The organism is Nostoc sp. C110 (assembly GCF_043099725.1).
Classification (GTDB): domain Bacteria; phylum Cyanobacteriota; class Cyanobacteriia; order Cyanobacteriales; family Nostocaceae; genus Nostoc; species Nostoc muscorum_A.
Window position 1 is genome coordinate 6,565,979 of sequence record NZ_CP171148.1, and the last position, 25,358, is coordinate 6,591,336.

The 25,358-nt window shown below is 42.1% G+C and carries 27 protein-coding genes; 17 read left to right on the plus strand and 10 right to left on the minus strand.

The annotated features are described in order from the left end of the window. Positions 1–138: 138 nt before the first annotated feature. The 3 genes from ACFFRD_RS33240 to ACFFRD_RS33250 all read right to left on the minus strand — a co-directional run bounded on the left by ACFFRD_RS33240 (position 139) and on the right by ACFFRD_RS33250 (position 2,355). On the minus strand, positions 139–1,725 hold the full coding sequence (locus tag ACFFRD_RS33240) for a glucose-6-phosphate isomerase (RefSeq protein WP_392480100.1): 1,587 nt from the start codon (positions 1,723–1,725) through the stop codon (positions 139–141). Between the two features lie 112 nt (positions 1,726–1,837). Beyond that, positions 1,838–2,095 (minus strand): hypothetical protein, encoded by a 258-nt coding sequence (locus ACFFRD_RS33245; protein WP_012410276.1) that lies wholly within the window; start codon positions 2,093–2,095, stop codon positions 1,838–1,840. Between the two features lie 62 nt (positions 2,096–2,157). Next, positions 2,158–2,355: a hypothetical protein gene (locus tag ACFFRD_RS33250; RefSeq protein WP_114082804.1), complete on the minus strand. Its 198-nt coding sequence runs from the start codon at positions 2,353–2,355 to the stop codon at positions 2,158–2,160. A 313-nt stretch (positions 2,356–2,668) separates the two neighbouring features. Here ACFFRD_RS33250 and ACFFRD_RS33255 point away from each other — a divergent pair, with 313 nt between their 5' ends. The 4 genes from ACFFRD_RS33255 to ACFFRD_RS33270 all read left to right on the plus strand — a co-directional run bounded on the left by ACFFRD_RS33255 (position 2,669) and on the right by ACFFRD_RS33270 (position 7,760). Next, the gene (locus tag ACFFRD_RS33255) at positions 2,669–3,802 is read left to right on the plus strand and encodes a branched-chain amino acid ABC transporter permease (RefSeq protein WP_392480102.1); all 1,134 of its coding nucleotides are present in this window, start codon (positions 2,669–2,671) and stop codon (positions 3,800–3,802) included. After that, on the plus strand, positions 3,792–4,574 hold the full coding sequence (locus tag ACFFRD_RS33260) for an ABC transporter ATP-binding protein (RefSeq protein ID WP_114082802.1): 783 nt from the start codon (positions 3,792–3,794) through the stop codon (positions 4,572–4,574). The genes ACFFRD_RS33255 and ACFFRD_RS33260 overlap by 11 nt, the downstream gene beginning before the upstream one ends. A 309-nt stretch (positions 4,575–4,883) precedes the next feature. Further along, positions 4,884–5,753 carry a substrate-binding domain-containing protein gene (locus ACFFRD_RS33265; protein ID WP_392480104.1) on the plus strand — a complete coding sequence of 290 codons (870 nt, stop codon included), beginning with the start codon at positions 4,884–4,886 and terminating at the stop codon, positions 5,751–5,753. A gap of 12 nt (positions 5,754–5,765) precedes the next feature. Then, the gene (locus ACFFRD_RS33270; protein ID WP_392480106.1) at positions 5,766–7,760 is read left to right on the plus strand and encodes an ATP-binding protein; all 1,995 of its coding nucleotides are present in this window, start codon (positions 5,766–5,768) and stop codon (positions 7,758–7,760) included. A 280-nt stretch (positions 7,761–8,040) separates the two neighbouring features. On the opposite strand, the gene ACFFRD_RS33275 is transcribed toward ACFFRD_RS33270, so the two are convergent. Both ACFFRD_RS33275 and glpX read right to left on the minus strand, forming a co-directional pair. Next, a complete protein-coding gene (locus ACFFRD_RS33275; RefSeq protein ID WP_392480108.1) occupies positions 8,041–9,327 on the minus strand; it encodes a glutamyl-tRNA reductase in 1,287 nt (428 codons plus the stop codon). 238 nt (positions 9,328–9,565) lie between these two features. Further along, positions 9,566–10,603: a class II fructose-bisphosphatase gene (glpX, locus tag ACFFRD_RS33280; protein ID WP_114082798.1), complete on the minus strand. Its 1,038-nt coding sequence runs from the start codon at positions 10,601–10,603 to the stop codon at positions 9,566–9,568. Between the two features lie 355 nt (positions 10,604–10,958). Between glpX and ACFFRD_RS33285 the strand changes: the two genes are divergently transcribed. From ACFFRD_RS33285 to grxD, 7 genes are all read left to right on the plus strand, one after another. Then, a complete protein-coding gene (locus ACFFRD_RS33285; protein WP_114082797.1) occupies positions 10,959–11,531 on the plus strand; it encodes a DUF981 family protein in 573 nt (190 codons plus the stop codon). 47 nt (positions 11,532–11,578) lie between these two features. Further along, the gene (grxC, locus tag ACFFRD_RS33290; protein WP_114082796.1) at positions 11,579–11,893 is read left to right on the plus strand and encodes a glutaredoxin 3; all 315 of its coding nucleotides are present in this window, start codon (positions 11,579–11,581) and stop codon (positions 11,891–11,893) included. A gap of 340 nt (positions 11,894–12,233) precedes the next feature. After that, positions 12,234–12,719 (plus strand): tRNA adenosine(34) deaminase TadA, encoded by a 486-nt coding sequence (tadA, locus tag ACFFRD_RS33295; RefSeq protein ID WP_392480111.1) that lies wholly within the window; start codon positions 12,234–12,236, stop codon positions 12,717–12,719. 113 nt (positions 12,720–12,832) lie between these two features. Continuing rightward, complete coding sequence (locus ACFFRD_RS33300) at positions 12,833–13,591, plus strand: 1-acyl-sn-glycerol-3-phosphate acyltransferase (RefSeq protein ID WP_179074082.1); 759 nt, start codon at positions 12,833–12,835, stop codon at positions 13,589–13,591. A gap of 553 nt (positions 13,592–14,144) precedes the next feature. Then, positions 14,145–14,750 carry a hypothetical protein gene (locus ACFFRD_RS33305; RefSeq protein ID WP_114082793.1) on the plus strand — a complete coding sequence of 202 codons (606 nt, stop codon included), beginning with the start codon at positions 14,145–14,147 and terminating at the stop codon, positions 14,748–14,750. A gap of 229 nt (positions 14,751–14,979) precedes the next feature. Further along, positions 14,980–15,237: a BolA family protein gene (locus tag ACFFRD_RS33310; protein ID WP_069070136.1), complete on the plus strand. Its 258-nt coding sequence runs from the start codon at positions 14,980–14,982 to the stop codon at positions 15,235–15,237. Positions 15,238–15,322: 85 nt separating this feature from the next. Beyond that, positions 15,323–15,646 (plus strand): Grx4 family monothiol glutaredoxin, encoded by a 324-nt coding sequence (grxD, locus tag ACFFRD_RS33315; protein WP_114082792.1) that lies wholly within the window; start codon positions 15,323–15,325, stop codon positions 15,644–15,646. Positions 15,647–15,952: 306 nt separating this feature from the next. Here grxD and ACFFRD_RS33320 read toward each other — a convergent pair whose 3' ends face one another. Next, entirely contained in the window at positions 15,953–16,201 is a 249-nt protein-coding gene (locus tag ACFFRD_RS33320; RefSeq protein WP_392480114.1) for a DUF6761 family protein, read from the minus strand. A gap of 579 nt (positions 16,202–16,780) precedes the next feature. Here ACFFRD_RS33320 and ACFFRD_RS33325 point away from each other — a divergent pair. Beyond that, positions 16,781–17,554 carry a response regulator transcription factor gene (locus ACFFRD_RS33325; protein WP_392480116.1) on the plus strand — a complete coding sequence of 258 codons (774 nt, stop codon included), beginning with the start codon at positions 16,781–16,783 and terminating at the stop codon, positions 17,552–17,554. Positions 17,555–17,635: 81 nt separating this feature from the next. On the opposite strand, the gene ACFFRD_RS33330 is transcribed toward ACFFRD_RS33325, so the two are convergent. From ACFFRD_RS33330 to ACFFRD_RS33345, 4 genes are all read right to left on the minus strand, one after another. After that, positions 17,636–18,403, minus strand: coding sequence for an ATP-binding cassette domain-containing protein (locus ACFFRD_RS33330; RefSeq protein ID WP_392480117.1), 768 nt, complete (start codon positions 18,401–18,403; stop codon positions 17,636–17,638). Positions 18,404–18,507: 104 nt separating this feature from the next. Beyond that, a complete protein-coding gene (locus tag ACFFRD_RS33335) occupies positions 18,508–19,074 on the minus strand; it encodes a hypothetical protein (protein WP_190933716.1) in 567 nt (188 codons plus the stop codon). 123 nt (positions 19,075–19,197) lie between these two features. Continuing rightward, the gene (locus tag ACFFRD_RS33340; protein ID WP_392480118.1) at positions 19,198–19,662 is read right to left on the minus strand and encodes a DUF4079 domain-containing protein; all 465 of its coding nucleotides are present in this window, start codon (positions 19,660–19,662) and stop codon (positions 19,198–19,200) included. A 314-nt stretch (positions 19,663–19,976) separates the two neighbouring features. Then, positions 19,977–20,357, minus strand: coding sequence for a DUF1830 domain-containing protein (locus ACFFRD_RS33345; RefSeq protein WP_392480120.1), 381 nt, complete (start codon positions 20,355–20,357; stop codon positions 19,977–19,979). 575 nt (positions 20,358–20,932) lie between these two features. Between ACFFRD_RS33345 and ACFFRD_RS33350 the strand changes: the two genes are divergently transcribed. The 5 genes from ACFFRD_RS33350 (at position 20,933) to ACFFRD_RS33370 (ending at position 25,340) form a co-directional block, all read left to right on the plus strand. Continuing rightward, positions 20,933–22,525 carry a photosystem II high light acclimation radical SAM protein gene (locus ACFFRD_RS33350; protein ID WP_392480122.1) on the plus strand — a complete coding sequence of 531 codons (1,593 nt, stop codon included), beginning with the start codon at positions 20,933–20,935 and terminating at the stop codon, positions 22,523–22,525. 77 nt (positions 22,526–22,602) lie between these two features. Continuing rightward, a complete protein-coding gene (locus ACFFRD_RS33355; RefSeq protein WP_392480124.1) occupies positions 22,603–24,000 on the plus strand; it encodes a DICT sensory domain-containing protein in 1,398 nt (465 codons plus the stop codon). After that, positions 23,997–24,635 carry a pentapeptide repeat-containing protein gene (locus ACFFRD_RS33360; RefSeq protein ID WP_392480125.1) on the plus strand — a complete coding sequence of 213 codons (639 nt, stop codon included), beginning with the start codon at positions 23,997–23,999 and terminating at the stop codon, positions 24,633–24,635. The genes ACFFRD_RS33355 and ACFFRD_RS33360 overlap by 4 nt, the downstream gene beginning before the upstream one ends. A 70-nt stretch (positions 24,636–24,705) precedes the next feature. Then, complete coding sequence (locus ACFFRD_RS33365) at positions 24,706–24,939, plus strand: hypothetical protein (protein WP_334730460.1); 234 nt, start codon at positions 24,706–24,708, stop codon at positions 24,937–24,939. Further along, positions 24,939–25,340 (plus strand): type II toxin-antitoxin system VapC family toxin, encoded by a 402-nt coding sequence (locus ACFFRD_RS33370; RefSeq protein WP_392480127.1) that lies wholly within the window; start codon positions 24,939–24,941, stop codon positions 25,338–25,340. Before ACFFRD_RS33365 ends, ACFFRD_RS33370 begins: the two co-directional genes overlap by 1 nt. Positions 25,341–25,358 lie beyond the last annotated feature (18 nt).

The window sequence follows — 25,358 nt, forward strand, 5'->3', positions numbered from 1 at the left end:
AAACTTAACTAGGAATTACAAGTTACAAACTATACAGCAAAGCATCCTAGATAAAACTTTTATCTAGGATGCTTCACAATCAATAATTGTTGCTGATACAACAATTAGGGACAAAATGTGATATTTAAACTAGAGTTATCAGCTAGCAGAAACGGTTAAACTGCCGGGTTTCTGAAGATCACCTTGCAAAACCACACCTCGCTGATTGGCATGGATATGACGCAAAATTTTGTAAATTGCCTCAACTTGATCTGATGCGCCAGCTTTCTCGGCGAGTTCGTCAAGAGAAATGGGAGTTTTTTCTTTTTGCAGCACTGCTACCACTCGTGTTTGCAAATCGAGAATGGAGGCAGCAGCTTTTTTGCCAGCTTCTACCCCTGGCTGATGGTAGGCGTTGACGTTAACCAGGCTAGCGTATAAACCAACAGCACGTTCATACAAAGCTATTAATGCCCCTACAGTTCGGGGGTTAACTTGGGGAATGGTAACTGTAATCGAATCGCGGTGATTTTCATAAAGCGCTTGTCGGGTTCCTTGGAGAAAACCGGAAAGATAATCGCCTGATGTAACTCCCGGATCTATTTCAGTGGATGGGCCCTGACGATCTTCCAACACTTCAACGAAGGTAGCAAAGAAATTCGCTACACCCTCACGCAACTGCTGGACATAAGCGTGTTGATCTGTTGAGCCTTTATTGCCATAAACGGCGATGCCTTGATGGACAACGTTACCGTCTAAGTCTTTTTCCTTGCCCAAAGATTCCATCACCAGCTGTTGCAAATAGCGACTGAATAAAAATAAGCTGTCTTTGTAAGGTAAGACAACCATATCTTTTTCGCCCTTTCCATTGCCAGCAAAGTACCAAGATAAAGCTAGCAAGGCTGCTGGGTTATTTTTCACATCTGGGACGCGGGTAGCGTCATCCATTTCTTTTGCACCATCTAGGATGGCGCGAACATCAATGCCCTGTAATGCGGCTGGTACTAGCCCCACAGCAGACATTTCTGATGTGCGTCCTCCCACCCAGTCATACATGGGAAATCTGGCCAGCCAACCTTCATCTTTGGCTAGTTTATCGAGGTTGCTGTCAACGCTGGTAATTGCTACCGCATATTGAGCAAATTCCAAATTGTGTCCGGCGTAAGCTTTTTTAACCTCAATCATGCCGTTGCGGGGTTCCGGTGTTCCCCCAGATTTGGAAATCACCAATACCAAAGTGCTGGCGAGACTATTTCGGAGATGATTGATGACGCGATCGATACCTGCCGGATCGTTGTTATCGATAAAGTGAAGTTTCAGAGGTGGGAAATCAGGAGCGAGAGCTTCTGCGACGAATTGGGGGCCGAGGGCGGAACCACCAATGCCAATGGAGATAATATCCGTGAAGCGGCTTGCTCTGGGAGGATGAATAGCACCTGTTTGGACTTTTTCCGCAAAGGCTTCGATTAGTTCTAGGGTTTGGACAATTTCTTGTGTAAGTTCTGGAGTTGGCGCTAAATCAGGATTTCGCAGCCAGTAGTGTCCAACCATGCGGTTCTCGTCGGGATTTGCGATCGCACCCTTCTCCAGTTCCGCCATATCCGCAAACGCCTTGTCAAACTTCGGCTGCAACGATTCCACAAAGGCATCATCGAACCGCATTCGACTTATGTCTAAGTACAGTCCCAATCCCTCGTGGAAATATAACCAGTTTTGGTATCGTTGCCAAAGTGCCCTAGCATCCATAGGGAAATCTCAAATAAAGTGTTTTTCAAAAACCAGTTTAGTGTAAGGTTATAGCGATCCCTGCCTAGCCTTATACAGTTTACAGTTTTAAGTGTTCCCTTAACTCTTCACTTTAAACATCTGGCATAGGAATGACACGCAGAAATTTCACAATTTCACCCCTGATTTCTATACCAATCAGGTAATTATCCAGTGTGAAACGGTGAAAAATGCCTTCACCATCAAGCTGTCGTAGTTCTTTTAGATCGCTCAGTTGCCACTTTTGGGCTAACTCAACAAAGACAAAATCATGCACCCGCTCGTAAGCAGCAGGTTCTAAATTTTTCAGGTCTAGCAAAAAAGACCTTGCATAGCGCATTTCTAGACTCACTAGGCTTTACCTTAACCAAAACTTGAGGGGCCACTGGCACAAGAAAAGAAAGCGCTGCTGAATCAGAAGAACATCAACAGTCGTACCGCTTCTTCATGGGTTAAGATATCCCACGGTTGCTGCGCTCGCTTAACTTGTTGTATCGCTTTGAGCATATAAAAGTCATAATATAAACCTTCCAGAACGTTCCAAATGTCTTGTAAATCGTCATCACCTAACTGCTCGATTAAGTGATGCATTCTCAGCCTCAGCAAATTCATAGGCCAATTTTTACCTACAACCCAACACCAACAGTAAATAGTATTCCCACAAAATTAGCAAAGGTTAACGGCAATGTAGCACTATGCTCAAGCTACGCTAAAATTTATTCGCCCAGTGAAGGGGCAGAGGGGCAGAGGGGCAGGGGAGGCAGGGGAAGCAGGGGGAGACAAAGGGGACAAGGAAAATGAAAATAACAATTCCCAATTCTCAATTCTCAATTCCCAATTCCCAATTCCCAATTCCCAATTCCCAATTCCCAATTCCCAATTCCCAATTCCCAACCAATTCCCAATGCCAAAATAACTATTTAATATGGTTGACTATCTTATTTTCTTAGCAATTTCTACAGCACTTTTTGCTTTATTCGGACTGGGACTCAATTTACAGTGGGGCTTTACAGGGTTAATTAACTTTGGTCATATTGCTTTCATGACCCTTGGAGCGTATACAACGGTATTGTTAAGTTTAAAGGGCGTGCCCCTATTTATATCGGCAGTAGCTGGGGCAATTGTCGCCGCCTTGTTGGGTTTGATAATTGGTTTTGCAACTTTACGCTTACGCGAAGATTATTTAGGAATTGTCACCATTGGTACGGGTGAATTAATTCGTTTGGTGGTAAATAATCAGGAATTACCTGTGGGTGATACCTGGGTTTCTGGGGCGTTTGGTGTGCAAAGTTATTCCATACCACTATCCACAGAGCCGAATTTGTTTGTCAGATTAGTGATGATTGGGTTGTTAACGCTACTAGCTGCTGTAACTTTTTTTACGTTATGGCAATGGATTCGTACCACCCAAATATCTCGGACTACTGATTTAGGTAAAAGGACAACTAGCAAGCAAGAATTTTTGTCGCGCTTGGTTGTGGGAATTATATTAGCAGTGTTGGCAGCAGCAATTTATATTTCTGGGGTAATTGGACTGTATAATTACAACCCAAAAGCGGGTTTGATGCTGATATTGCTGTTGGTTTTAGCACTTGTATACTGGCGCTTAGAAATTTTGGTGCGATCGCCTTGGGGTAGAATTCTCAAAGCCATCCGTGAAGATGAAGAAATTCCCAAGGCGCTGGGAAAAAATGTCTTTTGGTATAAATTACAATCTCTCATGTTAGGGGGTGCGATCGCGGGTATCGCTGGTGCTTTCTTTGCTTGGCAACTCAGCGCCATTTACCCTGATAATTTTCAACCTCAGATCACCTTTGACACTTGGATCATGGTGATCTTAGGCGGTTCTGGAAATAACGTTGGCACAATCTTAGGGGCAGTAATTTTCTTTGCTTACGATGCGCTAACACGAGAAGTTTTACCTAGAATCGTCCCCCTTGATGAAGCCCGTTTGGGTGCATTTCGGATCATGGTAATCGGACTAATTTTGATGATACTGATGATTTGGCGACCTCAAGGTATTCTAGGGAAAAAGGAGGAACTCACCCTTGGTAAATAACCAGTCATCGCCCCTTCCCCTTTTGGTAGCCACTGGACTTTCTAAAAGCTTTGGTGGTGTCAAAGCAGTTAATGAGGCGAGAATCGAAGTTGCTAAAGGCAGCATTACGGGCTTGATTGGCCCCAATGGTGCTGGTAAAACCACTTTATTTAACTTACTCTCAAACTTCATTCGCCCCGATAAAGGACGAGTAATTTTTGACGGCGAACCCATTCACAATTTGCAACCATATCAAATCGCCCAACAGGGAGTAATCCGCACCTTTCAGGTTGCACGGACTCTCTCGCGGTTGTCGGTGTTAGAAAATATGCTGCTGGCGGCGCAAAAACAAACGGGTGAGAATTTTTGGCAGGTGCAGTTGCAACCGCACGTTGTCGCTAAGGAAGAAAAGCAACTCCAAGAACGGGCAATGTTCTTGTTAGAATCGGTGGGCTTGGCAAAAAAAGCACACGATTATGCTGGTTGCTTGTCTGGTGGACAACGCAAGCTGCTGGAAATGGGACGGGCGCTGATGACTAATCCCAAGCTAATTTTGTTGGATGAACCGGCTGCTGGGGTGAATCCGAAACTGATTGATGATATTTGCGATCGCATTATCACTTGGAATCGCCAAGACGGAATGACCTTTTTGATTATTGAACACAATATGGATGTGATTATGTCCTTGTGCGATCGTGTTTGGGTACTTGCTGAAGGACAAAATTTAGCTGACGGTACACCCGCAGAAATTCAAACTAATCCCAAAGTTTTAGAAGCTTATTTGGGAAAATAATTTATCAAATGTTTTGGACAATAAATTCCTCTTTACGGATTTGTTATATGTTCTTTTCGCCTCTGTGGTTAAATAAATTAATTTTTTAAACCGCAGAGGCACAGAGAACGCTGAGAAAAAATAAGAGATTTTACAAGTTGCCCTGAAAGGGGTAGTCCTACATATTTTATTATGAAAGCCATAGATACCCGACTTCTCAAATCAGTGGGGTATCTTCCTGGTCGCAGTTATATTTTAGGATTATTCGGGAATATTAAGCTATGAGAGCTTAAACACAATATTGAGTTTTGGATATTTGGAGATGTATTTATGAAAAAGATTGCTGAGTCAACGATCATCGCTATCATCCTGCTTGGACTTTGTAGTTGCAACTCAGTTAAAACAACGGAACTGAAAGATTCTAATCCAGTTACCAGCCAAACTGATTCTCAAGGTCAAAAGCTCATCAAAATTGGTGGTTCTAGTTCAACGGTAACTGTTTTAAAACTTTTAGCAAAAGGCTATGAATCCCAAAATAAAGCTGTCAAAATTGAATTTATCTCCAATAGCCAATCGGAAGGTGTGATCGCAGCCCTAAAAAACAATATTATTGATATCGCTGGTAGTAGTCACAAACTCAAACCAGAAGAAGACAACGGTAAAATTCAATATCGTGAATTTGCACAAGATTTGTTACTTATCGCCACCCATAACAGTGTTAAAGGTGTTAATAATCTCTCAACCAAGCAATTAAAAGCAATTTATAAAGGGGAGATAAAAAATTGGCGAGAGTTAGGCGGCCCTGATGCAAATATTGTAGTGTTGGATAGGCCCGAAGACGAATCAGCAAAAAAGTTATTGCGAAAATACTATTTGGGAGAAGATAAGACTACAACTAAAGCCGTGATTTTAAACAAAGAGGGCGAATTGATCGAAACCTTACAAAGTACTCCTAATTCCATCGGCGCTTTTTCTTTGGCTTATTCCCTAATCAATCAATTACCTGTCAATCATCTCAGCCTCAATGGTGTTTCTCCCAAATCGCAAAACTTTAGCAGTGGGCAATATAAAATGGTGCGTCGTATAGGTATTCTCTGGAACAAAACACCTTCAGCAGCTACTCAGAATTTTATTGATTTTATCTTGAGTAAAGAAGGTGAGAAACTACTACAAAATAATGGCTTTGTTCCTACCAAATAAATTGAACGTGCCATGCAGAAATTTTTCAGGGGGCTGAGACTCAGCCAAAAAATTGTTCTACCGATACTTGCAGTTTGTCTCAGCGTATTCCTATTTGGCTTAGTAGTGCTAGGAAATTGGTTTACCGATAGTTTGGAGCAAAATTTTCGCGAAGAGGTCGAAAGTTTTTCTGAACGAGTTTATCAGGATTTCCAGTATGAACAGCAAACTCTAGAAACTGAAATAGAACTGATTGCTAATCGAGATATGCTGAGTCAGGCTGTAAAACAGCGCGATCAAAGTTTGCTTTTGCAAATATTACTACCACTTAAATCTATTTTAAAATTGGATTGGATTAAGGTAATTGATACTCAAGGTAATGTCCTCGTAGATTTACGAAATAATTCCTTGAGTCAAGCCAAATTTTCAGATAAGGTAGTTACCAATACTGCAATTAAAGGAGCGAATTTATACGATTTGGTAGATGTAAAAGGTGAAGGTGAGCAACAAGTTCTCGAAGTAGTAACAAATGGAATCAAATCATCAGCAGGACTCTTGGGAGGAATCATTATTGGCAACTTACTAGACGACACTCTACTACAAAAAATTGCTGCTGGTTCCTCTAAACATCTGATTATCCACAGACAAAATCGTGTATTTGCTGCAACCTTGTTGATTGCAAGCAGGGAAGTAAATTGGCAATTTCCTGCTCTTGATTTGTCTCCTAAACAAATCGCTATTGATAACAAAAACTATTTAGCTAAAACTATCATATTTCCAGGAGTAAGTCAGTCTTTAAAAGCCACAATTTTGTATCCTATCTCACTGCTAGAGGTTGAACAACAAAAGTTATGGAAATATTTAGGATTGTTGTTTTTGCTGGGAAGCAGTATTGTAGCGGTTATTGGGTTTTTAATTGCGCGAACAATTACTCGTCACCTAAAAGCTGTGACACAGGTAGCACAACGAGTTACTCAAGAATCTAATTTTGATCTCCAAGCTCCCGTAAATACTGAAGATGAAGTTGGGATTTTAGCCATTTCTTTTAACCAATTAATTCAACAGGTAAAGCGACTATTAGCAGAACAAAATGAAGCAAATCAAAAGCTAGAGTCTTACAGCCAAACATTAGAAGAAAAAATAGAAGAACGAACGCAAGCAATGCGACAAAAAAATATCGTTCTCAAGGAAACTTTACAGGAACTTAGGCTTACCCAGTCCCAATTAATCCAGAACGAAAAAATGTATTCTTTGGGACAATTAGTTGCTGGTATTGCTCATGAAATCAACAATCCAGTTAACTTCATCTACGGCAATCTAAAGTACACTGATGATTATACTCAGCAGTTGTTGTGGTTACTTCAACTTTATCAAAAACATTACCCCTATCCAGAACCAGAAATTCAAAATGCTAAAGAAGAAGCTGATATTGAATATTTAACAGAAGATTTGCCTAAAATGTTGGCTTCTATGAAGATTGGAGCCAGTCGCATTCGAGAAATTGTTCTCAGTTTACGAATTTTCTCTCGTTTGGATGAAGCCGAGTTTAAAAGTGCTGATATTCATGAAGGGATTGACAGCACACTGTTGATTTTACAACACCGAATCAAATCGCAAAACGCTCGTCCTCAAATTACAGTGATCAAAGAGTATGGTGATATCCCTAAAATTCAATGCTTTGCAGGACAATTAAATCAGGTATTTATGAATATCTTGGCAAATAGCATTGATGCTTTAGAAGAGGCTTTTGAAAAGGGGCTTTGTCAAGAACCGATAATTCGTATTTTTTCAATCCAGGTGAATGAAAATGTAGTTGTTAATATTGCTGATAATGGCACAGGGATTCCAGAAGCAATCCAGTCTCGTCTATTTGACCCCTTTTTCACGACAAAAGCAGTTGGCAAAGGTACTGGTATGGGATTGTCAATTAGCTACCAGATAATTACTGACAAACATGGTGGCTCGTTAAAGTGCATTTCATCACCAGGAGAAGGTACAGAGTTCGTAATTACAATCCCAGTTCGATAGATGATTTGGGACAATAGTTCTATAAAAATTTAAATTGCTCTGGTTGCATAACTAACTTCTAATTAGATATCTATCTAACAGGACTTACGCAAAATCATAAAAAAACGTAGACACGTTCGCGTAGCGTCTCGTAGAGAAGTGGCTTGCCGCAGGCTACCACAGAGGGCGCAGAGGAGACGGAGAAATAAGAGTTTCAGAGAGTTCTTGCGTAAGCCCTATATCTAATTGAAAAGTTCAAATCCCCAACTTCTCAAAGAACTTGGGGATTTTGTTGTTAAATTTAACTAAACTGCTCCCCTGCATCCAGGTTGAACAGCATTTGCAGAGTTTGCATACAGCGCCGTCTAGCTTCAACATCTTGCTGCGATCGCAATTGCACCATTGGGTCATGTAAAATTTTATTGACAATTCCCCGCGTTAATGCTTCAATCACCTCTTGATGTTTTTCGGCGAATTCCGAACCCAATCTCGACAAAGCTTTTTCTAACTCTTGTTCGCGGATGGTTTCGACTTTATTTCGCAGACAGCTAATAGTGGTAACAGTTTCTAAACTGCGCCACCAAATATCAAAGGCTTCCACTTCTTCTTCTAAAAGTTTCTCAGCTTCTTGTGCAATCTTGCGACGGCTTTCGTAGTTTTGCGCTACTACTGCCTTCAAATCATCCACATTAAACGCTTGCACATTTTCCAATTCATTTACATCCGCATGGACATTACGCGGCACAGAAATATCAAATAACATTAGAGAGCGCTGAACTTCTAAAACCATTTCCAATTTGGCCCGGTCAAGTATTGGCTCTGTTGCCGAAGTACTTGTAAACACCAAATCACTATCGGCAATCACTGCCATCATTTCCGATAACGGATGAATTTGGATCGGTTGTCCAGGGAACTGCTTCGCCAATTCTTCAGCACGTTCACGAGAGCGATTTACAATACTAATTTGCACAGCACCTTTAGAAAGTAGATGTTGCACCAGCAGGCGTGACATTTTACCAGCGCCCAAAATTACCACTCGGCAAGCTGCTAAATTTGCCACTTTTATCTGTGCTAATTCCACAGCTGCCGAACTGATAGAGACAGCACCAGTACCAATACTAGTTTCAGTCCGAACCCGCTTACCAGCTGTCAGCGCTTGTTTAAATAATCGATTCAAAATGGTTTTTATACCGTTATATTGCTGTCCCAGCTTGTGAGTAGTTTTCACCTGAGCCAGAATTTGACCTTCTCCGAGTACCAGACTATCTAAACCACCTGCTACTCGCATGACGTGCATCACTGCATCATCATGTAGCAACATAAATAGGTGCTGTCGCAGAGAAAGAACGGGCAATTTACTATATTCGGCAAGAAACTGAGTTATCTCTCGGATACCTTGGTCTGCTTCACTGGTAACAATGTAGATTTCCAGGCGATTACAAGTGCTAAGAATTGCAACTTCATCAATATGAGGATAGCTGGCCAGTTGAGCGATCGCACTTTCAATTTGTGGTTCTGGAATGCTCAGTTTTTCCCGGACTTCTACTGGGGCTGTTTTATGGCTTAACCCCACCACTGCTATATTCATTTGCTAAATCGTAGTTACTAGTTGGTAGTTGAGAATAGGGCATTGAGTCAGAATAGGGAATGGGGAATTTTTGTTTATTGGTTGGTAGTTTTTCCCAGCAACAAACAACTATTAATCACTAACTACTAACTACTAACTACTGCAAGGGTGAAGCATTTGGGTGACTATTTTTCAGTTTGATCGAAAGATTTCTTTCCAAATGCTTCGCCCATACTTTTATTTCCCCATTCCCTAAAAATTAGTTCAGTTGGAGAGTCTTGGGTTCACCAAACATGTGAATTGTATCAACAAACCGAGCAGTTTTTGACTGGTTGGAAATTACCAAGCTTTGAGTTCTGGCTCCGCCGTTGAAGAAACGTACACCATTCATCAGATTACCACTGGTAATGCCGCTAGCAGCGAACAGAACAGTTTCACCAGATGCTAGTTCGTGAGCATCATAGACCTTATCGGGGTCATTGATATTCATCGACTTTAAACGATCAATATTAGCTTCTCTGCTTTCTCCAATCAGACCTGTTTTGACTACTGCCGGATCGTAAATTAGTTGACCTTGGAAGTGTCCACCTAAAGCACGCATTGCAGCTGCCGAGATTACACCTTCAGGAGCCGCACCAATACCCATCAGAGCGTGGATATTAGTTCCAGCAAAACCGCAGCTTATAGCTGCACCCACATCACCGTCTGAAATTAGTGAGACTCTCGCTCCAGCCTCACGGATTTCTTTAATTAAATCGTTGTGGCGTTCGCGCTTCATGACCACAATCACAAGTTCTTCAATATTCCGATCTAGGCACTCAGCGAGAATCTTCAGGTTTTCTGTTGCTGACTTGTTGATGTCTACCTTGCCCTTAGCCGCAGGAGGTGCTGCTAACTTCTTCATGTAAAAGTCAGGAGCTGCAAATAATCCACCCTTTTCAGAAATTGCCAACACAGCCATCGAACCAGGTTGTCCATAAGCTACCAGGTTCGTACCTTCACAGGGGTCAACGGCGATATCAATTTCAATTAGTTCATCAGGGTTACAGAAATTTGCAGCATCTGGTTGGGTACAGATACCAACTTCTTCCCCGATGTATAGCATCGGTGCGTCATCGCGTTCGCCTTCTCCGATAACGATGCGACCGCGCATATGGATTTTATTCATCCGCTCCCGCATAGCTTCCACAGCTACCTGGTCAGCGATATTTTTTTCGCCTTTGCCCATCCATTTCGAGGAAGCGATCGCGGCTTGCTCTACTACTTCAATAATCTCTAACCCAAGTGTATTTTCCACAGAGTCTGCCCTCTCAACTGCTTGAATTTCCGCCGCTTTATCTGGCTATTTCAGTCTTCAAGTCTACCAAAGGGCGGATACACGTGGAAGAAAGTTAAGTTTTACTGCTAACTGGTTAGAAAAGTACCATCTAGCACATCCTTATTTTTCACTCATCCAACTCCAGTATAAAACCTGTTTAAAAGTAACTAAGTTAAAAACTGCACAAATTATTTAGCAGTAAATATTTTAGAATATTGCTGTTCTTCAGTGTTTATATTCAGGTATAAAATAGTAAAGAAAAAAGTTAGTAAATTCACTAAAAACTGAAAAACGAAGCGCAGAGTAAATAGCTTGTCAAATTGAGAGGTCAATAGTGTTTATCGACTACATCACACTCATGTTGATCAATATGGTAGCTGGGCTATTTCTACTGGCTGACTATGTGTATCGTGGTATAGATAGTTCTAATCAGAGACAGTGGATTCCCGGTTTTGGAATTACGGGTGCGATCGCACTCACAACTGGTTTACACATGAGTTTCACTTGGCCCGTTATTGGTAGCTTTAATATTGCCTTCGGTGAGACAAGTGTCCTATTTGGAATCTTATTTGTTGCGGCTGCGATCGCACTTGCTCAAGGTTGGGATTTATCGACAATAGCAATTTACGGCTTCTTTGCTGGCCTAGTTGCGATCGTAGTGGGTTTCCGCATCATCAACTTGAACATGACTAAGCAACCCCTTTTATCAGGAATCGGCTTTATTTTAACTGGCTTAGGTGGTATTTTTGCAGCGCCAACCCTATACTGGAAAACCAACCGAACCTGGCGGTTAATTGGCGTAGCAGTGCTAATAGTAGCTGCTCTAATTTGGGCATTAACTGGATATTTAGCTTACTGGAATCATTTAGAGGGTTTCCAAAAGTGGGTTCCAGCGCCGATGCGGTAAGCAATGATCTAGGCTAGAGATATAGTTAAAATCTTGCTTAAGAAAATATGCTGGACTTTCTTAATCCCCTCTTAAATCGCCATCCAGAGCGAGTTAAAGCCAACGTCGAGCTTTACACGTGGCAAACTTGCCCTTACTGCATTCGTGCCAAAATACTGCTGTGGTGGAAAGGTGTAAATTTTACTGAATATAAAATCGACGGAGACGAAGCAGCCAGAGCTAAAATGGCAGAACGCGCTAACGGTCGACGTACCGTACCGCAAATTTTTATTAATAACCAGCACATTGGTGGCTGCGATGACCTCTATCAGCTAGACACACAAAGCCAACTCGATCCCCTTTTAGCCCAAGTCGCTATTTAGAAATCAAATTAGCCCCAACCATAGGGGCACACAGCTGTGTATTTGTATCAACTTAAGCCCAAGCGAATAGAATAGAGCCTCCGGCACGCTACGCGTTAAGCGAAGCTATGTCGTTGGCGCAGCCTCTCGTAGAGAAGGTTTTACGCGGCTATACAAACGTACCCATTGGCGAATCCACAGGGTAGACCGCCTCCTTGAACTAAAGGGAAATTAAGGCTTTTTAACCCACGGAGGTGGGTTTTGTTTGTGTAGACGCGGTTTCTAACCGCCCATTTCTTGTTAGATTATCTTGCCCGTCCGAAGGCAAGCATAATTTTAAAATTTTTATATTGATAAGAATATGCTAACCAAATACACAGAATATCTTATACATCAACAATGGATGAATTGTGCCTTAGAATTAGCAAAAGCAGCCGGTGATGCAGGTGAGGTTCCCATAGGTGCTGTTATCATTGATTCAACAGGCAAATTGCTGGCACAAGGAGAAAACAGAAAAGAACGCGACAAAGACCCTACCGCCCATGCGGAAATTCTCGCTCTCAAGACAGCTGCAACAACTTTACAAAATTGGCATCTTAATGAATGTACCCTCTACGTAACTCTTGAACCGTGTCCGATGTGTGCAGGTGCTATTTTGCAAGCGCGTGTCGGACAACTTGTATATGGAGTAGACGATACAAAAACTGGCGCAATACGTACAGTTATTAACATACCCGATAGTGCTGCTTCTAATCACCGTCTCCAAGTCATTGGAGGCATTCTAGAGTCAGCTTGTCGTCAACAATTACAGGCTTGGTTTGCTACTAGGCGGCGTAAGGTAAACTAACGGACAGAGGTAAAACTGTCCATCTAGTACGACACAAGTCACGCAAGAGAATCTACGGTGTAACTAATCAGGCTTTTCGTTAAATTTTTACCCGTCAATCAGCTGCATCCGTCATGATGGAATTTTACTCTTCATCCGATCCCTGCCAGCGCCCATCAGCTAATCATCAGGTAGCTGGTACTACCTCAAGGGTTTCTCCTTGGTTAAGTCCTCTGGCATATTTATTAGGCCGTCACTGCCTATTACCATTATTCTTTGGGCAAATTAGAATAACCGGACAAAAAAATATCCCTACAACTGGGCCTATTATCCTCGCGCCTACTCATCGGGCACGTTGGGATGCATTACTTGTACCCTATGCGACTGCTGATTGTCGCAGAGAACAAGACCTGCGGTTTATGGTGACAATTGACGAATGCCAAGGTTTACAAGGCTGGTTTGTCAAACGTTTGGGGGGGTTTCCGGTAAATTCTAAGCATCCGTCAATCCGCACACTGCGACATGGAGTTGAGCTACTTCAGCAGAAAAAAACCCTGGTCATCTTTCCAGAAGGTAATATTTTTCGTGATGGCCAAGTTCACCAGTTGAAGCCGGGAATTGCTCGTCTTGCTTTGAGTGCTGAATCTAGTCATTCTGGGCTGGGAGTGAAAATTATACCCATAGGTATTAATTACAGCCAACCTTATCCAAATTGGGGTACAGATGTCAGTATTGATATTGGCTCCCCAATCAGAGTAGCGGAATACATGAGTGGTTGTATAAAACACGATGCCAAAAGCATCACAACTGATTTAGGAAAGGCACTGCAACAATTAAGTCATCAAGAAACAAAAATTACTAATCACGCATTTGCAGAAATTACTAATTCTTGATTTTGTCAAAAGGCAAAAGTTCCAATACTGCCTCTTAACCCCTGACCGTACATGATTAAGAAACTGCACGTTTTCAATGTTTGACACTAATTGCTAACTAGCTATATCCATCCTGAATTAAGTCACTAAAGATTTAGTGCTATTTTGCAAGCTTTGAGGATGTATACATATATAGATTACTCCCTATTGACAGGATATTTAGCCAAATTGGCATTTTTTTGAGTAAATAGCTAATAATTGTCTGCAAACTACTAAATTGCTTTAGAAGAAACATTTTTGCTACTTCAGTTAGATAGTTACAAGGTGGTTGCGAGTAAACCGATGATTGGAAAATCAGAGTAATTAACGTGTTAACCCAGCCCACCGTAGTATCGCTCATCACGAAGATTTAAGTTAGTTACTATACAAGGGCAATGGGAACTCTATTAAAGCGATTTTCAGTCCTAAATCAGAGATACTTAGGATGTAACTTTGCTTTGTCCAAAACCAAAACAGAGTTAAGATACCCGAAGTTTCCATAACTTTTTATATAGTTGTCGCACTAATTGATCCCATGAACACTGCTGCCGCTGTTACCTTGATGCACCGTACCCTTTTATCAGTCATAGCAGTCCTCAGCCTGCTATCACCTGTGAATGCTCAGGTATCACAGTCACCAGGCACTAATAGCCCACAACCCATTGACCCCAACGATCCTAATAATCTGCGCCCCATAACCCAAAGTAACAGCCTTTTGAGCATTGAAGGTGGCGATCGCTTAGTAAAAGATGCAGAACAAGCTGTTTCTGCTCAAAACTACACTTTAGCTGCTAAAAAGCTACAAGAAGCACGTCAGGTTTATAATCAGCTATCTAATTTTTATCAAGAGTTAAATTCTAGCTTTTCGGGAATTGACAACAGAGTTTCTGATTCTCAGCGTCAAAAAGCTCTATTAACAGCCCAAAAGCGGGATGAAGCCACCTTTCAGCTAGCATTGGTACATCGCGCCCAAAATCAGCCAGAATTAGCTGTGCCGTTGTTGGTTCAAATAATAAAGAGTCAAAACCCGACACGAGATTTAGGCAAGAAAGCTTATAAACAGTTGTTTGAGTTGGGTTTTGTTGATTCTCCCTATCCTAGAGAAGGTGGTACTTCATCTTCCTCATCCCCAAAAAAATAAATTAAATTTTTGTTGCCTCTTTTTCCCATCTCCCTTATCTCCCTAACTTAGTCGCTTGGGAATGCCCCAGTGCTAGGATAGAGCTATCCGCCATTGCCAAAACCTGAGCGTTCTCAAAAATACACCTCAGAGGCGGGTTTATCTACAGCCTTGCCAAAACCTGAAGTTGGCACGGGCATTTACTCCATATCTGTTAATAATAGAAAAGTAAGTTTTTTCAGGAATTGCGATGATTAGTCCGCAGCAGGTTGAGGCAATGATCAAGGCGGAACTGCCAGACGCACAGGTTCAGGTGCAAGACTTGACTGGTGGCGGCGACCACTATCAAGTGACAGTAGTTTCATCGCACTTTGCAGGTAAAGGACTAGTGCAACAGCACCAGTTAGTTTATGGTGCGTTGGGTCAAGCTATGTCAACTGAAGCGATTCACGCCTTGGCGGTAAAAACATACACTCCCGAAGCTTGGCAAGCTACAGCAAGTTCCTAAAGTTAGGAGTATAGGAGTTAGGAGTTATAAAATTTTTAACTCCTGAATCATCATCGTTGAATGCAACATAGGAAATACAAATACCATGACACCAGAAATCAAAGAGAAAATTGATAACTTGCTAGAACAGAACAAAATTCTAGTTTTTATGAAGGGAAACAAGTTAATGCCCCAATGTGGTTTCTCCAACAACGTTGTGCAGATTCTCAATACCTTGGGAGTTCCCTTCGAGACGGTTGATGTTCTCTCAGACTCTGAAATCCGTCAAGGAATTAAAGAATACTCTAACTGGCCAACAATTCCCCAAGTGTATATCAATGGTGAATTTGTTGGCGGTTCTGATATCTTGATTGAACTTTACCAAAAAGGTGAATTACAGCAAAAGGTCGAAGTAGCACTAGCTTCCTAATGTCTCTCTAAGCAAACTAGAGGGAATACGCTCAATTTGCGCTTCTTTATCAAGGCAATGTGCCATTTTTAATGCCCTTGAAAGGAGAGACACTATTTATCTCCCCTTTCAAGGCTTTTTAATAGGTTTTAGTCAACAATCCCCTCAGTCACATTGGCAAAACCAATATAAGGCTGAGGGGATGCGTTTAATCAATACAATATCTCCAAAATCTCACACCACGGCAAAGCATTGACCAATACAGATAATATGCTATAATTATCTGCGGTAATCAACGGTTACTATCAATGACCAAGTAAATGGTACTTAGTAGTAATCGGGTTGTGGCTGTGGTTGCGGCACTGCAAAATTTGACCCATCGTACAAGAAGCGGCTGGCCTCCTCTTCTAGACGATGAATCAGATAAGGTTCAATGACGTTACTTTGTCGCAATGCGGCTAGATATCCATCCAAATACATCCGTATATCATCCGTGCGATAACCGCGATTCCATAACTCGGCGAAGGCGTCGGTGAGTCTTTGGTAATAGCGGATGGTTTGTGTGTCTTGGAGCATAACTGCTGTATTAATCTCTTGGAATGAGAATTGTAAATGATTCACGCTCAAATGTGAAGTGTAATTTTACTTTGACATCAACTCAAAGTCTACACATCTACTTTGGGTAGTACCCTCATAGCAGCTACACGCTACTTTAATCCTATTCCAGAAAACACCGATTCTAGTTATCTGCTCAGTTATTTGTCTGATTTTCATATTCAATGACCCAATTGTATTGGTGTTATATTCCTGCATAAGGGCAGTAATTTTGCTGAGAAATCTACTTTTACTATCAGGTTGAAAAGCTGTTGTATTAACGTTTTGCTGATTGGTTATAGATATTCCCACATTACACCCATAAAAAGCAGAATGTTAAGCTACAAGAATTTTTGATACGTCTAACAACACTGCTGAGAAATTTAATAAAAATTTAATAATATTTCTAATCCCCTATCGGCAAGGCATAAATTAAAGATTTTGCCACGTTTTTTATGAGGAAATGTAAAGCTAATAGCAGTTGAAGTAACAAAGGCTACAAAACCTTAGAGATGGGCTTGTTACTTTGAAAGTCATCAGACGCTAAGGGGTCTTGCCGCCGTGGGTTCGGTTTGTATAGAAATCATTGAGGGGAATCCCCATCTGAGGTCGTTGTTGGGTTGGCACTTGCAACAGCTGGAATACCGTGTGCATCAAGCTGCCAGTATTTATCAAGCAAGGGAAATCTTTTTAAGCCATCAACCAACACTGGTAGTATTGGATGCAGACCTGCCTGATGGTGATGGCATTGAGTTTTGTCGTTGGTTGCATCGTCAGCAGCAGCCTCTAATCTTAATGCTATCTGCTCGTAATACCGAAGGTGATATCGTCGCAGGTTTAAAGGCGGGTGCAGATGATTACCTGAGTAAACCTTTTGGGATGCAAGAATTTTTGGCACGGGTAGAGGCACTGATTCGCCGAAAACGCACACCTACTGCACCAGCTTATTTGGATTATGGCACTTTGCAAATAGATTTAGTCCAGCGCCGTGTCCGCTTCCAGGGGGAGTTTATCGACTTAACGCCCCAAGAATTCAGTTTGTTGTACGTTTTGGCACAAGCTGGAGGAGTACCTCTGAGTAGGTCGGAATTACTGCGTCGTGCTTGGCCTGACGCTATCGATAACCCTCGTACCATTGATACTCACGTTTTATCACTGCGGAAAAAGGTTGAACTTGATCCTCGCCAACCAAACTTGATTCAAACTATCCGCAATGTAGGATACCGTTTTAACATGGAAATTTTGAATACCAATATTTCACAATCACAAACAACAAAGTTAGCTAGAGAGAGATTTAATAATCAACGTTCAACACTTACTAGTAGTCAAGTTTGATAAAGAGTTGGGAATTGGAAATTGGGAAGGTTTGATAACGACTCTTGATTTCTTTCTCCTGACCCGTTCAAAATCCAAAATCTAAAATCCAAAATCGTCTTGAGCTTCTGCTTGAATTAAGGTTTCTCGTAATTCAAGCCAGTCTATCTCAGAGACTGTTTGATTTGCGGATAAATGACCTTGTTTTAGGTGTAATAATCGAGTACAAAACATTTGGGCAAGTTCCAGTTGGTGATTTACCATCAGAATCGTGGTTTGATGAGTTTGACTCAACTGGTTTAAGACTTGCATGAGATGAGAAGCTGTACCAGCATCAAGTGCAGAGGTTGGCTCGTCTAATAATAATATTTTAGGCTGGATGAGTAAGGCACGAGCGATCGCTACTAGTTGTCGTTGTCCAGCAGAAAGTTGTACCTCAGTTCGCCCTAACCATTCATTGGGAATGTGCAGTTGTTCTGTCCAATAACTGACTTGTTGCTGAATTGTCTGTTTGGGCAAACCACGCAAAACTAAAGGATAAGCCAAGGCTTGCCCAACTGTCATCCCTAACAGCTTTGACTCTTGCAATACAAGTACAACCATCTGGCGTAGCTGGATGACAGGAATTTGGCGATATTCTTGATTTTCTAGATAGATTTTGCCACTGGTAGGTTCAATTAGGCGGTTGATGAGGCGTAATAACGAAGTTTTACCAGCGCCTACTGACCCTACAATGGCAATACGTTCGCCCTGAAATATTTCCAAGTCAATATCTCGCAATATGGGATACCCTTGCTGATTGCTTGGAAGTTGGGTTTTCAGCTTTGTAAACAGATTAACTTGCTCTAGCCTGAGTGTTAACTTATTCAATGGGAGTGGGGAGATGGGGAAGCAGGGGAAGCATGGGGAGCAGGGAAGAAGAACTATTGATTGATTCTTGAGCCATGCCCAATGCCCCATGCCCTATGCCAATTTTAAGTTAATTGTGCAGTAGTTAAAGCTGTAGCGATCGCCCAGCCATCGACCAATAGTAACAGCAGCGTGAATCCTAGTAAAATCAGGTACATCCACGGCTGTGCTAAAGGGCGAACATCTGTAGTATCAATGCCTGTCTTTGCTTGGACAATTTGCACAAAACGGGCAAATCCAGCTACACGCATTGGTAGTAAATAAGCTTTCCCATCCTGGCTGAGGAAGTAATAAACTAGCCCTCCTTGACCAGTGGTGCGTGGTTTTAACTCCTTCACCTCTGACCAAGGTAAAAACCAGCCTTTACGAAAAAATCGAGGCACCCAGGCGGGGTAAGTAACCTGAATTCCCTGGTCATCTACCATTACTTGTTCAGTCAATACAGCGTACAAGGCAACTAAACCGATGCTAATCCCTATCCACAAAAATTCTGGAGGTACGGGTGCGGCTGTTACCTGCGATAAAAAAGGTAATGGGACTGTGAGTGCTATGTATAGACTCAGCAGCGTTATCCGAATTAAAGGAGACAGACGAAAAATAGAAACTGAGATATTGGCTGAGTTTGCTGTCACGGCTTAATTACAATGCTTTTCTTCATTGTAGGGTAGGTCTATGTCTTAGCTGGACTGTTGAAATAAGGTATGCCACTTTAACAATTCGTAATTCGTAATTCGTAATTCGTAATTACTAATTCTTTAAGGTAAATACTTTTGCACTACAATCCAGCCAGTAAGAGATACCCAGGCAAATCCTATAAACAGAATAAGATTTACGCCGATATGTAAGGGTCTAGCCCAAGGTCGTCTGGCACTAATTTGCGTAGCACTGAAAGCAGATAGTAAAACTAATGCTACGACTATCAATCCCGCAACTAAGTGTGAGGAATGACCTAAAGAACCAAAGTGCCCTAAAGTGCCAACAATACCGATTGCCAGCAATAGTAGCACTAAGCTTACCATGCTGATGCCCATCGTATAGTGGAGCGATCGCACCCCTTTATTTCCGCCCATAAATGGCGTAGTAATAAAAGGAAATTGCTGCGAAGTTCTCGCTCGAAACATTAAAACGCCGGTGATTGCTAACATCAGATATGCCAGCAGGGACAAACCCATCGACCAGGCCGCTATTTTCCACAACCAAAGAAATGAAGGCAGATTCATAAGAATGATTGTAGATGAGAGTGGGCAGTGGGAAGATCAGGAGATAAGGTGAGAAATTGCAACAAGTCTTTTCCCTTGTCCCCAACTCTCCTTGTTTCCATGTCCCATGCAATACTTTTCGGATAAAGCCAACAATCTCTCTTTTGTCTGGGTAAAGCTTACTGGGTTTGGGGGAAAGGTAAATTTAAACCCTTTCTCTTTCCCCTTTCTCCCTTAACCGAAAAGTATTGATGTCCCATGCCCAATATAAAAAGGGCTGCCGAATTAAGCAACCCTAAAATTGAGTCAAATTGTTTTTTTTTAATGAACAGCTTCTAAAGAGCGACTTGTAAGGGTTTTATACTATCTCCAGTGTTTGTATTAATTTGCTGCACCAATGATTTGGTATTAATAGGGTCTTTTCCAGATAATGAGTCTGTATCAAACTCATTAGTACTGGTTTCTTCGAGCATCAGGCGATCGCACGGAATCTTATCGGATAAAATTGCACTTGCCATCATCCCTGTATGAATCTCCAATTGACCTTTTCGTGGAGCTTCAAAAACTAAACGTTGTCCAGGGAAAACAACCCTTTCAAAGTACCAGTTGGGAATATTGCAGATGCGAGCCACCTGTATTTTGCTCGTGGCATTAATGTAGCAGCAGAGAATTTTTCCCGATTGCTCTGGTGGTAGAGGATCTAATATTTGAGCCATAACTGCTGAGGAGCTTTACGCCACAATTTTACATTACACCAGCCAAGCCTAGCACCCACTGATCCCCAGTTGCTGTAACTGTGAATACCAACTGTGTCTTTGGAGATTATTTCTTCCTAAAGATATATTTTTAGTTATAAAAATTTTGTAATTATTTGTAGCTTTTTCGCAATTATACACTATACACAAAAGTTTTTAAGATTTTTATCCTGGTATCAAAGCTTTAATTCTCTTAGGACAGATAAGACGACGATCCCCTTGCTTTTCGCCTAGCGAGTAAGTGAGTTTTGCCGTTTCATCTATCCCAGGATTAATAGGCTGGGATCATCGCTTAATGAATAAACTCAATGTTATGGTAAAGCTATATGAAAAATATCTTCATAAAGCCTATCTATAAATTCTATGTATGTTTTATGCATAGCAATTTTAGCATTTCCTGCAATTGCTAATATTAGTTTTCTCATTACCAGCAATCAAATGAAATGTCAAGGGCAATTGTGATAATTAAAACCGAATAAAACAAGCACATACTTTAAAACTGGATGTTTTTCTCGCTTTCTCCAAAGATTGGCAAGATGGAAGTCAAAACACAAATGATGGAAAATCGAATTCTTTACGTTCGCCTTCCTTGTAACCCCATCTTTCCTATTGGGGTTGTCTACTTGAGCGATCATGTCCATAAGCAGTTTCCTAATATTGAACAGCGCATCTTCGATTTAGGAACGGTGCCACCTTTAGACTATAATTCTGCTTTGGATCGCTGTATCGATGAATTTAAACCGACACTGCTAGTATTTTCTTGGCGGGATATTCAAATTTATGCCCCAGTTGGTGGACGTGGTGGCAACCCACTGCAAAACGCCTTTGAATTTTATTACGCTAAGAATCCTCTATTAAAATTACGTGGCGGATTGGGCGGTTTACGAATTTTCATCGCTTACTATGTAGAGTTATGGCGAAACCAGGGCTTAATCAAACGCGGCTTAAAGCGTGCCCAAAAATATAATTCTAATGCCCGTGTCGTTGTCGGTGGTGGTGCAGTTAGCGTATTTTACGAACAGTTGGGTAAAAGCTTACCCCAAGGGACAATTATTTCTGTGGGTGAAGGCGAAACCCTGCTGGAAAAACTTTTAAGTGGCAAAGATTTTCGAGATGAACGCTGTTACGTTGCGGGAGAAACCCAACCACGAAAACGGCTGATTCACGAACAACCCACCCCACTAGAAAAAACAGCTTGTAACTACGACTATATCGAAACCATCTGGCCGGAATTTAACTTTTACCTGCAAGAAGAAGACTTTTATATAGGTGTACAAACTAAGCGTGGTTGTCCCCACAACTGTTGTTATTGCGTCTATACGGTTGTCGAAGGCAAACAAGTACGCATCAACCCAGCAGATGAAGTAGTTGCTGAGATCCGCCAATTATACGATCGCGGCATTCGCAACTTTTGGTTTACCGATGCCCAATTCATCCCCGCACGAAAATTTATCGACGATGCCATAGAACTCTTGCAAAAAATCGTCGATTCTGGTATGACAGATATCCACTGGGCAGCATATATCAGAGCCGACAATTTAACACCCGAATTGTGCGAGTTGATGGCAAAAACCGGGATGAATTACTTCGAAATCGGGATTACCAGTGGTTCTCAAGAACTCGTGCGGAAAATGCGGATGGGGTACAATCTGCGAACCGTCTTGCAAAACTGCCGTGACTTAAAAGCAGCTGGTTTCAACGACTTAGTTTCCGTCAACTACTCCTTTAACGTTATTGACGAACGTCCCGAAACCATCCGCCAAACCATCGCCTACCACCGCGAACTAGAACGAATTTTTGGTGCTGATAAAGTTGAACCTGCTATCTTCTTTATTGGACTACAACCCCATACCCATTTGGAAGAATATGCTTTCAAAGAAGGCATCCTCAAGCCAGGGTACGATCCAATGAGTTTGATGCCGTGGACAGCCAAAAAACTCCTTTGGAATCCCGAACCCCTTGGTTCATTCTTCGGCGAAGTCTGCTTGCAAGCTTGGCAACAAAACCCCAACGATTTCGGACGCGAAGTCATGAAAATCTTAGAAGAAAAACTGGGTTGTGCCGACTTAGAAGCAGCACTTTCCGCACCAATAGAAACGAAAGAAAAACAGTTAGCGGGTATATCTTAGAAAACACGAATTCTGATTTTCTCCCCCTCTCTTTCTCTGTGTCCTTAGCGCCTCTGCGGTTATTTTTACCAAATCCCATGTTAGAAGGTTCAATCTTACAAAAGCTAGAAACAGCCCATCGCCATACCACCAGGCCAATTCGATTCGGTGTTTACTACAAAAATACCCTAGTTGCCCTGTGCCACGCTCTAGAAGACCATATCTTAACAGATGACGGTACACCCCTAGTGATCACAGCCTTTCAACAGGGGAAATGGTATCTACAAGAAGCTGAACGATATGCAGACATCGCCCATCGTAGCCGCCAAATTGCCATTATGGCCGCCTCTGAATCTGGCTTTGCTGAACATCCTACCAGCCAGCTACCCAATGTAGACTTAGTAGGATTAGATGCAGGCGATCCAGTTGAACAGGAGTGGCACTTAATTATTTTATCGCCTAAATACACAGCAATGGTAATTTGTCAAGAATTATCAGAAGCTGATTATGGCAGCGCTGGAGTACCGACATCGGACTTAGAGCGCAAATTCTATGGTTTGTGGACATTTGAGCCGGAGTTAGTCCAAGAGACAGCAGAAATAGCGATCGCTCACATCAAAAAATACAATCCAGAACTGGCCCAAAAACTCACAGCCGATAAACAGCAAATTGTCCCGTCAATGGACAGATCCCAAAATTTAGGTGCAGTTGTCTCTCGTGTCGTAGATTACCTCCAAACAGGACAAGATAATTTATCCATCCCCACAGCACCTCAGAAACAAACGCTAGATCGTAACTTGGTTTCTAACGAAATCCAAGCTTTTTTGCGAATGGCGCAACTGATGGACATGGCAGATGTGAACAATCCAATGGCAGCTGCGGAAGTGGTGGTACTTGCTGAAGCGATCGCCCAGCTTTTGGATCTTCCCGCCTGGCAGATTAAAAGATTGCGCTTGGCGGCTTTGTTACATCGCATAGATCCACTACAAAAAGCAGAAAGTGTTCTCACTGGTGGTATATCCACACGCTACCAAGAAGATGCACCCAGTTGTCCTTTAACTTGTCCCTTAGTACCAGGGGCACAAGTATTGCGAACCATGCCAAGATTACGAGCAGTTGCCCAAATTATTACTCACCAAAGCGAGTGGTGGGATGGCACAGGGGAACCAGCAGGTTTAGCTGGAGATGAAATTCCCTTAGAGTCGAGGATTTTGGCACTATTGGCAGACTTTCAGTGGCGAGTCAATGAGCGAAAATCGTCAAATCAAAGCCGGGAACAGATATTTACTCAAGCATTAGATGAGTGCAAACAGCAACAATCTAACCGCTTTGACCCTAAACTTGTAGATACCCTAACTTTATTAGTTATGGGTTTACAACAGGGACTCGACTTACCCATCATGACACCCAAATTCAGCGCCGGCATCTGGATACTTGATTCCCAATGGGATAGCCACAGCAAGATCAGTGAAGAGATTGGTAGTTACTTTACATGAATATTGAAGCCATTAAATTAGGAAAACTCAAACAACTTCCAGGGGCAAATTTAGAAGACGAGGAACTCTCTCGACTAGATTTAAGCCGGATTAATCTTGCTGGTGCTACCCTTGTTGGCACTAATTTTGCCGCTTCCAAACTCGAAGGTGGGCATTTGGAGGGGGCAAATTTGATGGGAGCCAACCTCCAAGAAACTGACTTGCGGGCGAATTTGATGGGAGCAAACCTGATGCAAGCAGATTTAACTGGCGCTGACTTGCGAGGTAGTAATTTGCGTGGTGCTAACTTGATGGGAGCAAGACTCAGTGATGTTTCATTAGTGGGTGCTTTCTTGAGTGGTGCTAATTTGATGAACGTCAACTTACAAGGCGTTGATTTGCGCGGTGCTGATTTGCGCGGTGCAAACCTGACTGGGGCAAATCTCAAAGGTGCAGATTTGAGTCGCGCCGATTTGCAAGGTGCTTTGTTGAGTGAAGCAAACCTGGAAGAAGCTGATTTGCGAGGAGCGAATTTGGCAGGGGCGAATTTAACGGGAGCGAATTTACTCTGTGCAGAGTTAGAAGGTACAAATTTGAGCGGCGTTAATTTGAATAAAGCGTGTGTAGTGGGTACTGTGGTTGAGACGCTTGCGTAAAGATTCTACCAAAAAGCCCAATATCCTTGGCTATTGTTAAAATTTTTGCAGATGAAGCAGGTGAAAATTTGTGAGCCTAAAAGAAGTTATCAGACTAGCAAAGCAGCTTTCAACTGTGGACAAAGTACGTTTGATCCAGCAAATTGCTCCTGATATAGAACGCGAGTTAACAGATAAACTCTCTAACTTTCCCCGACAATCCTTATGGGGACTCTGTGCTGATTTAGGAAACGCACCTTCCACAGAGGAAATTGATGTAGCCCGTAGTGAAGAATGGGCTAGCTTTCCACGGGAGGATATTTGATGCTGCGTGCTGTAGCTGACACCCATGCAGTAATTTGGTACATTTTTGGCGATTCACGATTATCAACAACTGCCCAAAATACTATAGCTCAAATAGCATCTTCTGGAGATCAAGTTGCTTTCTCCTCCATTACCCTAGCCGAAATTGTCTACTTGAGTGAGAAAGGGCGTATTTCTCCACTAACACTTGAACGCCTGCTTACATCTGTTGACACAAGTGATGCTGTACTGCTTGAAGTTCCTTTTAATAGGCACATAGCTGAAGCTGTGCGCTTAGTAAATCGCTCACAAGTACCAGATTTACCTGATCGCATTATTGCTGCTACAGCCTTATATCTGGGAGTACCAGTGATTAGTCGAGATAGCAAAATTCAACTATCTAGTGTTAATACCATTTGGTGACATTTGTACTTGGAATTT